Consider the following 13,923-nt stretch of genomic DNA (forward strand, 5'->3'; position numbering starts at 1 on the left):
GAAGCTAACTCAAAAGATGTTAAATTTAGTGGTCGAAGAATCAGCACGAAGTTGTATAGAGCAGGTAATGGTTTATTGATTCATGCTGATGTGAATGGTAGTTTGAATATTTTAAGAAAAGTAGTCCCGACAGCGTTTAGTCTAGGGATAGAGGGCGTTGTAGTTCGCCCTGTGGGGGTTATTCCCGGCGCACAAAGGGCATGAGATATTTGTCTATGCTTTTTGGAACTATTTTCAAACAACACTAAGCCATATTCCTCCCCAGTGGGCACAAAGCCAATTCCTCGATAAACTGCTTGTGCTGCTTGTTTGTCGTGACTTGTAAACAGGATGGCACGTTTTACCCCGTGCGATCGCGCTTTTAACAAAGAGCCTGCCACAATACTTTTGGCATTGATTTTTCGTCATTCCACCCGATGTAGAGACGTAGCAATGCTACGTCTCTGTTGTCAACCGTCAATCAATCGACTGCCTATAACAGGCAAATTCCATTGAAAAGGTAGCCATACCAGAAGTGAGCGCTCGCAAGTCTGTAGAATATGCAAACATTCGTGCTAGGGGGACTTCTGCTCGAATCACTGAATATTCTTGCATTGTCTCGGAACCCAACAGCAAGCCTCGACGGGAGGAAAGATCGCCTTGGACTCTTCCGATGAATTGGTTTGGTGTTTCCACTTCTACAAGCATAATTGGTTCTTTGATGTAGGGTTTGGCTTTGGCGATCGCATTTTCTAGTGCTTGGTGGGAAGCCGACCGGAAGGCCAATTCTGAAGAGTCAATGGGGTGATAGGAACCCCCCTCCAAAACGACTTTTACGCCGGTCACCGGATAGCCTGACAGCTTTCCTGATTCCATGGCCTCCCGGAAACCTTTTTCACAGGCAGAAATGTACTCTTTAGGAATCGCACCCCCGGCTACCTGATTTTCAAAAACAAATGGCTCATCTGTTGGTTCAATCCACCCAGTAACATGAGCGTACAAACCAGGGCCGCCTGATTGTTTCTTGAGTCGGTAGTCAAAGGTAGTTTTTTGTCCAATGGTTTCCCGGTAAGCCACGGCGGGAGTACCGACAAAAACTTCAGCATTGTATTCTCGTTGAATCCGCTCTAAGTAAATTTCTAGGTGGAGTTCGCCCATTCCAGAAATCAAAGTTGCTCTTGATTCTGGGTCAATGCTGACTCGAAAGGTGGGGTCTTCCCGTTGAAAGCGGTTGAGTGCTTTAGAAAGGCGATCGCTATCTTCTTGTTTTTTGGGTGTAATTGACAGCGTAATCACTGGTTCCGGCACATACATCTTTTCTAAGGATACTAGTGTTTCTCCGGTACATAATGTATCGCCAGAGGCACAGTCTACACCCAGTAAAGCAACAATATCCCCAGCGGTTGCAACTTTCACTTCTTCGCGCTTGTTGGCGTGCATTCTCACCAAGCGACCGATTTGCACCCGTTGTCCTGTACGGGAGTTATAAACGGTATCACCCGGCTTTAACGTGCCGGAGTAAATACGGATGTAAGTCAACTGTCCGAAAGACTCAACGGTGAGTTTGAATGCCAAAGCCACCAAGGAAGCATCGGGATTAGATACCCTCTCTAGTTCCCAGTCCCTATCCACCGGAGATGGTAGATAAAGAGCAATGGCATCCAAGAGATTTTGCACTCCTTTGTTTTTGAATGCCGAACCCAGCAGTACTGGTGTGAGTTCCAGCTTCAAGGTTGCTTGACGGATGGTTTGCCAAATCAGTTCTTGGGGAATTTCTTGATTTTCCAACAACATCTCGGTCATCGGTTCGGAGAATAGTGACAAAGCATCCAGCATTTTCTCCCGCGCCTGTTGTGCTGCTGGCACAAGAATGTCGGAAATTGGCTGTTTCACCCAATTTTCACCATTTTCGCCTTCAAAATAGTGAGCGGTCATTTCCACTAGGTCAATTACACCTTGGAATTGGTCTTCACTACCGATGGGATATTGCAGCAACACAGCATTTAATTGCAAGCGATCGCGTATTGCCTGTACTACACGAAATGGATTTGCACCAATACGATCCATCTTATTGATGAATGCCAAACGCGGCACATGGTAGCGCTTCATCTGCCGATCCACTGTGATGGACTGGGATTGCACACCCGCCACAGCACACAACACCATTACGGCTCCATCGAGTACCCGCAGGGCACGCTCTACTTCAATAGTGAAATCAACATGTCCTGGTGTATCAATTAAATTAATGCAAGTATCGTACCACTGGCAAGTGGTTGCTGCGGAGGTAATGGTGATACCATGTAACTTTTCCTCCGGCATAAAATCCATTGTTGCACCCTTACCACCTCCCTTCACCTCCTCAATAGCATGGATTCTGCCCGTGTAGAAGAGAATTCGCTCTGATAACGTAGTTTTACCAGAATCTATGTGAGCAGAAATACCAATATTGCGGACGCGTTGTCGGGGAATCATACAATTTCCTTTTTGTGAAAGCAACAAATAGTCACCACTCGAAAGGTGACATATTATGTATTATATATGTAGTATTAAAGAAAGGCTATTAAATTCATCCAATACCTCAAAAAGAATCGACTTGACGTTAAGTATTCCTTTAAAAAGCTCACGCATACAGCCTCTGGTGTTCCCGCAGGGTAGGCGCAAAGACGCAAAGAAGAATAGGGAAATTAGGACTTTTGCACTGTTGTGGGAAAAGGGATGCATCTTTATTGGGGAAAGGGAAAATACCAAACCTTTCCCCCTTCCCCTTTTCCCCTTCCCCTTTTCCCGACTTCTCTTAGAAGTCTATTGTTGACTGTGAACCGTCAACCATCAACCATCAACAATAGAATAAAATATTTTTTACTGAAAAATCCCTTGACAAACAACTTCTCAGAGTTTTGTAGCACAAATCCAGCGATTGCGTCCTTGCTGTTTAGCTCGATACAAGGCTTTATCTGCTGCATCAACTAAGTCCTGAGCGGAACTTTTAGCTGTTGGTATTTGAGTCGCTATACCTAAACTGACGGTGACAAAATATGGAGAGCTATGCTTTTTTGTATGAGAAATTTTTAATTTTTCAATAGACTGATGAATCAAGTTAGTTACTTTAATAGCACCTGATTCGTTGGTATTAGGTAAAAGGACTATAAATTCTTCACCGCCATAACGAGCTAGGAGATCGGTAGGACGTTTCAACACAATTTGTGCAGCACGAGCAACTTGTATTAAGCATTCATCCCCTGCTAGGTGTCCATAATAATCGTTATAATCTTTGAAATAATCAATATCAAATATGATTAAAGATAAAGAATTTCCCGTTCTTTTTAACTGATTCCATTCCCGTTCTAAAAATTCATCAAAACAACGACGATTAGCTATTTTAGTTAACCCATCTAACTTACTAAGTTTTTCTAATTCAGAATTTGCTAATTCTAAAGCCCGATTGATGTGAGTCAATTTATCAGCTTGAAAGCGGGATTGTTCTAATAATTCTGAATGTTCTAAAGCTACGCTAAACTGAGCTGCTAATTGTCGGATAAATTTAATTTCCAGCATATTCCAATCCCGTGAGGAACTACACTGATGAACGCATAGTAATCCCCACAAAGTTTTTCCTTTCATTAGAGGTACAACAATTTGTGCCTTGATTTGAAATTGCTCTAACACCAAAAGGTGACAATCTTGTAACTGAGCTTGATAAATATCTGATAATACCTGTATGCGTCCTTGGTGATAAGCAATTGCATATTTTTCACCAAAACAACGATCCTTCACTTTTATAGCAATCACTGAATCCCAATCAGGTAATACATTCTCAGAAACAAATTCACCAGAGACATAATTTGATTTAGGGTCAAATCGAAAGATACCTACACGATCTGCACGGAGAGCTTTACGAACTTCTCGTACAGTGGTCTTAAACAAAGTGTCTAAATTCAGAGATTCACGAATTTGAGCAACTAAATTAAACAGAATTTCCTGCTGCTGATTTGCTTTATGTAGTTCTGCTGCTTTTTGTTCTGCTTGAGCTAACAATTCTGCTTGTTTAACTGCAAACCCTAACTGGGTTGCTATCTGAGAGAGAAAATGTATTTCTAATTTTTTCCATTCATGTGGTTGTGAGTGTTGATAAGCAGCAAGCACTCCCCAAAGTTTTTTCCCCACAAAAATTGGTGCAGTTGCATAAGCTCGAATATGGAACTGTTCTAAAATTTCTAAATGGCATGGAGACAAGCCGATTGAATAGACATCTGAAACCACTAAAGTTTCATTATTAGAATAGCGTCCACCTTGATGTTCTTGGAGATAAGAGTCATTCCAAACTGTATTTTTTCCTAATGTTTCTACATCATCCCATCCAGGTTCTGCAAATTCAAAATCGTTGACAAATTCTCCACCCCAGTTTTTATGGAAACGATAGACAGCAATGCGCTCGACACGCAGTAACTTGCAAGTTTCTTTAGTGGCTGTCCGAAAAATTGTTTCTAACTCCAGAGAAGCCCGGATTTTGCTAATTACTCTATAAAGTGCCTTTTCTTGCTCTTCTAGTTGCTGAATTTGAACGTTTTTTTCATGAAGTTGATTTTTTAAATCACTAACACTAGGCTGTCCTAAAAGTTTACAAAAAAAATCAGCACATAGTTTGGTGATGTTATGTAAAATTTTGTCTGACATAAATAATGATAATTTAAATTGTTTTATTTATAAAAAATGCAAGTAAATGGTATTTTTGGGTAATTATTTTGACTTTATATTAACTTATACCAAACCTTTGTTTAAATTGAACTGTGCTACAAATTTTTCTGTTAGAAGATTCGATGAAAAATAACAGCATAATACTTGCTGTTTATTAGTACTTAGCCTACGATAGTTTTTTGTATTCCCCAAATATATTAATTGTATAATTGCACCCAAAAAATAACTTTAGGTATGGCAATGAAGAGATTCTAGGTAAAGTCTCAAAAAAGACTCTAGCGTGGTATGCTGCTGGGGCGATCGCTACTCTAAACTTTATGCCAAATAAACACTTCTATCACATTGGTTTTGGACAAGATGATTTAGGTTCATTACCTCCGAGCATAGCTTTATTATCTGGCGACCCGGAACGATCGCGTCTCATTGCCCAAACTTATTTACAAGATGTACGCTTGTTGTCAGAAAATCGGGGACTCAATAGCTATCTGGGATTTTTACCTAATGGTCGTCCCATTCTATCCGCTACTAGTGGTATGGGTGCGCCTTCGTTAAGTATTGTTGTGAATGAGTTGGTACAAGTAGGAATTGAGCAAATTATTCGCATTGGAACTTGTGGTTCTATTCAACCCCATATTGCCGTTGGTAGTGTTGTTATTAGCAATGCAGCATTGTGTCGCCAAGGTGCAGCAAATGATATTGCGCCTGTGGAATATCCAGCTGCGGCCGATCCTTTTCTCACAGTGGCCTTAGTTAAAGCTGCACAAGAATTAAAGGTTGACTATCATTTAGGAATTACAGCATCAGTTGATACTTTTTATGAGGGACAAGAACGCACTGATTCTGCAAACCCAAATTTAATGCGATCGCTCCGTGGTATCACAGAAGAATATCGCCAATTAAATATCTTAAATTATGAAATGGAATGCGGCACGCTGTTTAAAATGGCAGGAGTATATGATTTTGCCGCAGCAGCTATTTGTGGTGTAATTGCTGGTCGTATTGTTAGTGAAAATATCATTTTAGAACAAAGAGATAAAGCTGTGAAAAATGCCATTGCCATTGCGGTACATGCAGCAGCAATATTTGAGTCAGCTAATTAATAGAGTTGATTGTTGACTGATGACTGTTGAGTGTGAAGTTGAAATTATTTGCTTAAGCAATTAACTTCAGTAGTTTCATCATCTCTTTATCTAATCTTTAATTTATCAATCAGTAATTATATGTAAGATAAGTAGAAATATAAAAATAAAAACTCAAAAAACAATCATGAATTGATTTTAGTCATTGAGATATTAATAAATATCGCCAAAATGGAGCATTAATATAATATGAATCATCTCTGGAGGCATGGGATTAAAACCATGAATTTAAGTGCGGTTGCACTCATGCCTACACTAATATTTTTAGTATTATTTAATCAAGCATCTATTGGAGATCCGGGAGCATGTTTTATGGTGACTTCTTCCGGTGAAACCATTGGTTTAGCAAAGCTTTGTGGCGATAAAATTGATGTACCTTCAGATGCATCTTCACAAGAGGGAGTTTTTCGGGTTCCCATCAAACGGCGCTTTGGTGGAACTCCCATCATTGATGTGACTTTTAATGACAAAAAAACCTTTGAAATGATTGTTGATACAGGTGCTAGTGCTACTGTGATTACTCGCAATATGGCAAGTAGCCTACAACTGAAAACTACAGGTATCATACAAGCTCAAGTTGCTGATGGTAGTGAAGTCGAATTTCCCATAGGTAAGGTAAAATCTATTACAGTAGGTGGAGTAGTAGCGCATAATCTTCCAGTAGCGATCGCTCCTCAAGCTGACATTGGGCTACTAGGCCACGATTTTTTTGGTAATTACGATATCAAGATTTTAGAGAAAGAGGTGGAATTTTATCAGCGCTAGCTGTGAATTTTGAATATTACTAGTAGTCTACCAACCCCAAAATGCTGAGTAAGGGCTAGATAAAGGGTAAGGAATTTAAAACCTTTCCCCTTTCCCCTTTCCCCTTTCCCCTTTCCCCTTTCCCCTTTCCCCTTTCCTTGTACCCATTGGTCGATAACACGAATAAATGCAGAAATTCGTCCGTCGGCGTAATTTTGGGGAAAAATTAATCGATTTGGTATTTCTATTTCTGTCAGGGGTTTACCTGGCTGGGAACCCCACACACGAAAGCCGTGTATGTAATCTTTTTGATTTTCACTACCTACGATTAAAGTACCGCCATCGCCGTATACTTCTATCCAATGGGTTCTTGGTGCATGAACGACGGCACTGATGGTAACTTGGCAAGGTGTACCATCTGCTAATTCTAGGGTTAATATACAATTGTCATCTGTGTTGACTGGTTTTGATTGTTGGTTTGTCGGGTCAATTCGCGCCGGAATTGCAGTGGTTAAATGGGCGCTTAATTTCCGCACTGGGCCGAATAACCAATGAATATAATCGAAGGCGTGGGAACCCAAAGACCCCAATGCACCGCCTCCTTTTTCTTTCTCAGAATACCAATTCCAAGGACGGGAAGCATCAGCACGAGAAGAACCTAACCAATCAATTCTAATTAAACGCAACTCACCCACATATTTTGCTGACAAAAGTTCAGCAAATAATTGCCATCCAGGGACAAAGCGAAATTCAAAATCTACAGTAGCAATGACACTATTTTGTTTAGCTAAGTGATAAAGTTCTGTAGCTTCACGTGCATTTAAAGCTATGGGCTTTTCTAGTAGTAAATGTTTGCCGGCTTGGAGGACTGTTTTTGCCATTTCATAGTGCAAAAACGGCGGAGTAGAAATGCTGACTGCTTGGACTTCTGGTAATGCCACAACATCTGCAACTGTATCGCAGGCGTGGGGGATGTTATGGGATTGTGCTATGGCTTTGGCTTTATTGATATCTCGGTGATAAACAGCGACTACCTCAGTGCGAGGATGTGCTTGAAATCCAGGAATGTGGACTTTTTGACCAAATCCAGTGCCAGCGATCGCGACCCCAATCATATCATCATTACTCCCATATTTATACAAATTTATCGCAAAACTCTAATAGTCAAAGGATAACGATAATGTTCTCCGTTATAAGCTTTGATGGCGGCAAAAATCACCAAAAATAATTGTAAAATTAACATTAATGAAATTAATGATGTTAGCACAATTAATAAACTATCTAAGGTGAGTTGAACTTCATTAATTTTACTATTAGTAGTCACTGCCAAACTAAAGCTGGTTAAGACGAAAAACAAAGAAATCACGATGAAAATAAATGTATAAAACGTCAAAGAAATTTGAAAATTTAAAGATTCTTTACCTTGAAAATCAATCCAGGGATATTTTGCTTTTTGACATCGCCAAATCATCAGTGGGGCTAACAGATTCAAGGGCAAATATAAAGGTATGCCAATAAATACCAAAAATAAGACTAAAATCCACGCTAATAAAGCCGAGAGATGACACAACATCGCCCATACACGCACTTGTTGTTTAGGTTTTTCTCTCATAGCTTTTCAACTTCAGGTGGATATATAGCAGAGAATAGGCAATAGGCAACAGGCAACAGGTTGGCGAAAGTCTCTTCAGGTAGTACTTTGACAATCAGTTTATGTCCTAAGTTCTGCTTCGGCTGTTAGACCAGACAATTCTTCACTTTACAACTAATAAAATAGTCAAACAATAGCTGATACTATTTTGGTATTTTGGATTTTAGCTTACAGCGTTTTTCATCTATTTGAACCACAATCCCTGCTAGGGGCGAACGGTTGTTCGCCCTACAACGTGGTTTATTTACCTGAAAATTGCTGTAAACAGCAACAAGCCTCTCACTTACCGCGAAGGACATGATATGACTGTGAAGTGTGAACTATGAACCGTCAACAGTTAACAATCTTCTGTAAAATATTTCTGACTTGTTCCTAGTCTTATAGGACTTACGCAAAAGTATGAATAAACGAACCGCAAAGGACGCAAAGGGCACGAAGTTATAAGAGTTTGAGAGAGTTCTTGCGTAAGTCCTATCTTAAAATCTGAGTATTTCTTGGTCATAGTTTTCGGGAACAGGTTCTATTTCCCAGACTATGCCTTCTGTTGGTTCCAAGGCTACCTCTATATAAAGTTGTTCTACGGCAGTTATAGCAATATCTTCGTTATTCGGGAAAGGCTGTAAATCTTCAGTGAGGAGTCGGAGTTTAAAACCAGCAGGGATGGCTGCACCTACAGTGAGGTTACGTAACTCAAAGCGCCAAATAGTTGTTTCTGGTTCCCCTTGGGGTGTAATCAGCAGTTCGTAGATTTGACCTGCAATCGTCAGCTGACGAGATATAATCCTTTGCGGTGGTGTTTGTTCGACGCCCCGCGCACCAGCTTCACTCACTTGTAAATCAAAACTTCCCCAACCAATAGTTTGGGCGACTTGGGAAACACCGTTTTGCAACCATTGAATAACTGACCACTGTTCTGTTATTCCCAAGCGGCGTTGATATAAACTTTTGCGCCAACCGCCATGTGCAATTAACCCCGCCCACAGTTGAAAGGGAATAACGAGTCTGGGTGTAAGTATTTCTGGATTTCCCAGACGAGTAATTAGGTTTTGTGCTTGTGCTTGCGGGATGGCGGTAACTTCTTCAATGGCGCTACGTGTTGCTTCTTCTGGGCAAAGTTGCCGCGCCACCGCTAAAATATTGATGTCATTGATGATATTATCACCGTCAAGAGAGTAAGTGCGATCGCTAGCATCATAATTTCCCCTAGCTTTGAGTTGTGCATGGGTGCAGTAACCCCAAACCCTCACATACCCTGCATCTGGTTCTACCTGCACAGCCAAATAATAATCACCCATCCAACTGGGAATATCCACCCATTCTTGTGGTACTCGGAATTCACTCAAATCAATTGTTTCACTCGGAACCAAGATTAGTTTAGTTCCGTCTAACGTCACTGCTGTTCCATTAACCAGTTCCCAAAAGCTGGATAAAACGGTGGTAGTTGGCCAGACCTTTGCTTGCGGTGTAAAATCTTCTTTTAACCATTCCAAGACAGCACCCAGGCAAAGTTCATTAATGTAACCTTGATAGCGAGAAGTCGGGTTAGAAAAAGATTGACTGCCGACATCTACCTGATTTTGGGTAGCGATAGGAATTTCTAAAATCAAGTCTGTTGAATTAGCAAAAGTAAAGGCAGTGGTGTCAGCAGTCATGATGGTTACTCCAAATATTGGGCATGGGGCATTGGGCATCGGGCATGGGGCATTGAGAAATTAAGTTTGAGCGTTGAGATTTTGAACTGGAACGTTGAGGTTTTGAACTAAAACGTTGAGGTTTTGAACTGGAACGTTGAGGTTTTGAACTGGAATGTTGAGGTTTTGAACTAAAACGTTGAGGTTTTGAACTGGAATGTTGAGGTTTTGAACTGGAACGTTGAGGTTTTGAACTGGAATGTTGAGGTTTTGAACTGGAATGTTGAGGTTTTGAACTAAAACGTTGAGGTTTTGAACTAAAACGTTGAGGTTTTGAACTAAAACGTTGAGGTTTTGAACTAAAACGTTGAGGTTTTGAACTGGAACGTTGAGGTTTTGAACTAAAACGTTGAGGTTTTGAACTAAAACCTTGAGCCGTCTAAGCTTCAACTTTCAGTTTTAAATCTCCCTTCTCCTCTCCCATGCCCCATGCCCCATGCCCCATGCCCCATACCCTAGTAATAATTCCTCAACCATTCCTCCATCACTGTATTGATGCTTTTGAGTAGGTCTGATGTGACAGTAATATGCAAATTATCTCGACTCCAGTTGGCTAAAGACCGCAATAAAGCTTCTTGGGCTTTTTTCAGTCGCCGGGAAATTGTATATTGCTGCATTTGTAATTGTTTGGCGATTTGGTTTTGAGTGAGTTCTTCGCCATAGTAGAGTTTGACAATTTGTTGTAATTCCGGTTCCAGTTGAGCGATCGCCAGGACTAAAATTTTGTTAATCTCAGTTTGCTGAGAAATTCTAGTTTGTTCTGCTTCCTGGGCAAGAATTTCATTAATCAGAGATTCTTGTTGACTTCCTGGAAGATTATCTAACCATTCCCAACCATCATCGCCACCTTTGGGGACATTCAAAGACTCCGGTTGAGGATAGCGATATCTGCGTACAGCTTTAGCAGAATTCAGCAGCCATTTTTCTAAAGTTTGGGCATTGACTTGGTGAGTGGTTTGTGTATTATAAGTTTTAGCGATCGCTTGCCAAATGACATCATCTGGTGGAGGAAGTTGCCGAGAAGTACCTGTTTTTGTAGGAATATACAGAGTTTTAAAACATTCCCAAGCGAGAATATAAGCATTAATATCCTCTGGAGATAAACCAGCGTTTTGCAAAGATTCCACCAAAAACTTTTTAGTGATTTTTCGCAACAGTCCCCAGTCGCTACAGATATCGATTTCGCTATTTTGACGCAAAGTTTCTCGGATAGCACCGCTAAAAATGGCGCTGGCGTAGTTTTTTAAAGAAAAACCTTGATTGGGATTATAACCTTTGAGGATTTTATCAACTTGGGCAATGGCAATTTGAAAACAGTCTGATAATTGATACTGAGTGCTGGCAAAATTAGTCACAGTTTTTTGAGATACCCAATAACAAGGTTCTTGGAAGTAAGCCGTGAGATGTTGTTTTGCCAGTACTTGAGTTTCGGGAACTTGCCAAAACTTATACCAATAAAGCGTCCAAAAATATTCTGAAGTTTCTTGTGGCGCTTGTTTGATACAACTTTGGATACTGCGACGCAAACTTGATTCTATCGCCCAACGACTAAAGCGATCGCCAGCAAATTGCACAAAAGTCGAGAAGATTTCAATGATGGTTTGTCGAGGTTGCATAAAAAGTGGGGCATGGGGCATGGGGGATGGGGCATGGAGAGATGAGGGAGACAAGGGAGACAAGGGAGATGAGGGAGACAAGGGAGACAAGGGAGATGAGGGAGACAAGGGAGACAAGGGAGATAAGAATAACTCCCCAGTCATTAGTCAACAGTCATCAGTCATCAGCCCGCATTCCTAATTTTAAATTTGTAACATCCCTTGCGGATTTACTGATAAAAGCGATCGTCTCTGCAAGCCTTCACGGTGTAAAATGTCGTTGGCTGCTAATAAGCCACTACTAACGGCACGTTCCATTAATCCACAAGGAAAGGGCATTTTCACCCAATCACCTGCAAATAATAAGTTAGCAACATTAGTTGTAGTTTCTGGACGTTGTGCATAACTATTTGGTGGATATCCAGAAAAGTTATTTTGATTCACTAATTCTCGATGTAATATCTGCGCTTGTTGTAATTCTGGGACGATTTCATAGAGTTCCTCTTCAAATTTGGTTAACAAGGCTTCTTGAGTGGGAAATTCTTTTGCTTTATAGCAATAGGCGTGTAATTCTACTACACTACCACCGGTGCGTTGTGCCCAGTCGATGAATTGTTCTTGAATGCGATGATAAAGGGTGATGCTATCAGTTAATTGATAGCCGGATAAAGATGTAAAATTACTTTGCTGCCATGCAAAATCGCGGTCAAACCAGAAACGACAAACTGCAAAAGGATCGGCGATACTTAAATTTGCAATTTGCCATCGCACTTTTTCATCTATATTCCCATTCACTCGTTTTAAGAGTTGCTGTACTCCCGGTACATCGGTTGCTAAAACATAATAATCTGCTGCAATTATTTCTGGTGATGATGATTCTTTATTTGCTGCAATCAATTGCACTTCTGTATCTTGTCGTTCCACTACTTGAAACTTAGCTAAATCTTGTTGGGCAGGCCCTTTTACCACTTTTCCATCACTACTAAAAACTGCGCCATGACAAGGGCAATGAAACTGACCATCTGCTGCCATTTGTACGGTACAACCTTGATGAGTGCAGGTAAGAGAAATGGCTGTTTTTCCTCCAGCAGGTAAAGCAAATACTTCATCAGCCGCACCAAAATATTCTACCTGGTTATCATCAACAACTGAATTTCGTTTCACCCAAAAAGGCACGCTATTTTGATTGCCACCAACATAATATTTTACTGCTGCGATTTTACCTTCTGTAGCCGAAATTTCACTAACAGTTGTCCCTGTGATAATATTACCGCCTTGATTTTTAATTGCCTCGGCAATGGGTTGCACTAAACTTGTACCCATATCATCTTTAGTGCCATTAAAAGCTAGTCCTTCAGGGTTGCCAAAAAAATAAAAATGGAAGAATTGCATTAATTCTCCGACACTCATGGTGTCTGGTGCATTCAAACTAGATTTGGCAAACGGCAGAAAATATAAGTCATATAATCCTTGGGGGAATTCTGTTCTTACCCAATCAGCAACGGATATATTATCGAATCGCTGAAAGTTCTTTTCTCTTTGAAAACCAGTAATGGCCTGGAAGACTTGCAGGTGTTTTAATTTTGTAAGATTAATTCCCCATTTGAAGCGGTTGGGAGAAGCGATCGCTAAATCTAGAATATTCCAAGGAAAGGCAGAATTACTAGGATAAAATATCTCTGGTTTGTATTGGCGATCGCGGTAAACCACTGAATAAAAATTTAACGATTCAAAGTTATCGCTAATCTTTAGTTCTTTAACTAAACTATTCAAATTATAGTACTGGGGAAAAAAGCCATGAAAGCCATGTTCCATTCTAAAAGTTTCACCAACAGCTTCTACAGACCAACTAGCAATTTTACCACCAAGTTGGGGAGACTTTTCTAAAAGTGTAACCACAAATCCCCGTTGACTTAATTCATAAGCACAAGCTAAACCCGCTAAACCACCCCCAATGACTACAACACTTTTTTGCTGACTTAATAACCGTGGCAATTTCAAAGTGTCTCTTGCAAATACCGTTGGTTTTGGCTTAGTAAATCGAGAGTACCCTGTGATTCCAAAAATTGCACCAACACCAAAGACTTTCAACAGTGTCCGACGCGAAATATTAGACGATTCTGACGAATTGAATAGTGGATTCATTGGCGACACAATTAACAGTTCATAATGAATTACTGACATGAAATCATGACTGGGAATTAGCAGATTTTGTGTCAGAATTTCAAACTTAAAATTCACAGTAGGAAATTACCAGAGGGGAATTTGACTGCGAACCGTTAACAGTTAACAGTTTTCCAAATCCCTAACTTTCTACTTTGAATTCTAAATTCCCTTATGTAGCCTACATTTTTGTTCGTCAGAAGAGAAACCGACAAAATTTGGTTTAATAAATTATAAAATTAGTTGACAATGTAATATAATATTTA

11 protein-coding genes and 1 pseudogene are annotated in these 13,923 nt (G+C 40.3%); 4 read left to right on the forward strand and 8 right to left on the reverse strand.

The window, feature by feature from the left end; genetic code table 11:
- Positions 1 to 204, forward strand: a pseudogene (locus VF06_RS42200) (RNA-guided endonuclease TnpB family protein); the annotation flags it as partial.
- A gap of 252 nt (positions 205 to 456) precedes the next feature.
- Here VF06_RS42200 and fusA read toward each other — a convergent pair.
- Complete coding sequence (gene fusA / locus VF06_RS31630; protein ID WP_099072840.1) at positions 457 to 2,451, reverse strand: elongation factor G; 1,995 nt, start codon at positions 2,449 to 2,451, stop codon at positions 457 to 459.
- 417 nt (positions 2,452 to 2,868) lie between these two features.
- Positions 2,869 to 4,653, reverse strand: a complete 1,785-nt coding sequence (locus VF06_RS31635) for a diguanylate cyclase domain-containing protein (protein WP_099072841.1) — start codon at positions 4,651 to 4,653, stop codon at positions 2,869 to 2,871.
- Positions 4,654 to 4,991: 338 nt separating this feature from the next.
- On the opposite strand from VF06_RS31635, the gene VF06_RS31640 reads away from it, so the two are divergent.
- Both VF06_RS31640 and VF06_RS31645 read left to right on the forward strand, forming a co-directional pair.
- Positions 4,992 to 5,774 carry a nucleoside phosphorylase gene (locus tag VF06_RS31640; protein ID WP_099072842.1) on the forward strand — a complete coding sequence of 261 codons (783 nt, stop codon included), beginning with the start codon at positions 4,992 to 4,994 and terminating at the stop codon, positions 5,772 to 5,774.
- 228 nt (positions 5,775 to 6,002) lie between these two features.
- Positions 6,003 to 6,578 carry a retropepsin-like aspartic protease family protein gene (locus tag VF06_RS31645; RefSeq protein WP_099072843.1) on the forward strand — a complete coding sequence of 192 codons (576 nt, stop codon included), beginning with the start codon at positions 6,003 to 6,005 and terminating at the stop codon, positions 6,576 to 6,578.
- Here VF06_RS31645 and VF06_RS31650 read toward each other — a convergent pair.
- The 5 genes from VF06_RS31650 to VF06_RS31670 all read right to left on the reverse strand — a co-directional run bounded on the left by VF06_RS31650 (position 6,575) and on the right by VF06_RS31670 (position 11,515).
- Positions 6,575 to 7,672, reverse strand: a complete 1,098-nt coding sequence (locus tag VF06_RS31650; RefSeq protein ID WP_099084294.1) for a Gfo/Idh/MocA family protein — start codon at positions 7,670 to 7,672, stop codon at positions 6,575 to 6,577. The genes VF06_RS31645 and VF06_RS31650 overlap by 4 nt on opposite strands.
- Before the next feature lie 29 nt (positions 7,673 to 7,701).
- On the reverse strand, positions 7,702 to 8,169 hold the full coding sequence (locus VF06_RS31655; protein ID WP_099072112.1) for a DUF4870 domain-containing protein: 468 nt from the start codon (positions 8,167 to 8,169) through the stop codon (positions 7,702 to 7,704).
- 515 nt (positions 8,170 to 8,684) lie between these two features.
- A complete protein-coding gene (locus VF06_RS31660) occupies positions 8,685 to 9,860 on the reverse strand; it encodes a DUF1822 family protein (protein WP_099072113.1) in 1,176 nt (391 codons plus the stop codon).
- Positions 9,861 to 9,920: 60 nt separating this feature from the next.
- Entirely contained in the window at positions 9,921 to 10,289 is a 369-nt protein-coding gene (locus VF06_RS31665) for an MlaD family protein (protein ID WP_099073258.1), read from the reverse strand.
- A gap of 65 nt (positions 10,290 to 10,354) precedes the next feature.
- Complete coding sequence (locus tag VF06_RS31670) at positions 10,355 to 11,515, reverse strand: sigma-70 family RNA polymerase sigma factor (RefSeq protein WP_099072121.1); 1,161 nt, start codon at positions 11,513 to 11,515, stop codon at positions 10,355 to 10,357.
- Positions 11,516 to 11,534: 19 nt separating this feature from the next.
- Between VF06_RS31670 and VF06_RS41565 the strand changes: the two genes are divergently transcribed.
- Entirely contained in the window at positions 11,535 to 11,696 is a 162-nt protein-coding gene (locus tag VF06_RS41565; RefSeq protein WP_180267589.1) for a hypothetical protein, read from the forward strand.
- Positions 11,697 to 11,698: 2 nt separating this feature from the next.
- Here the strand turns inward: VF06_RS41565 and VF06_RS31675 are convergent, their stop codons facing one another.
- Positions 11,699 to 13,639 (reverse strand): FAD-dependent oxidoreductase, encoded by a 1,941-nt coding sequence (locus VF06_RS31675; RefSeq protein WP_099072122.1) that lies wholly within the window; start codon positions 13,637 to 13,639, stop codon positions 11,699 to 11,701.
- Between the last annotated feature and the right edge of the window lie 284 nt (positions 13,640 to 13,923).

The organism is Nostoc linckia z4 (genome assembly GCF_002608075.1).
GTDB classification, from domain to species: Bacteria; Cyanobacteriota; Cyanobacteriia; order Cyanobacteriales; family Nostocaceae; genus Nostoc; species Nostoc linckia.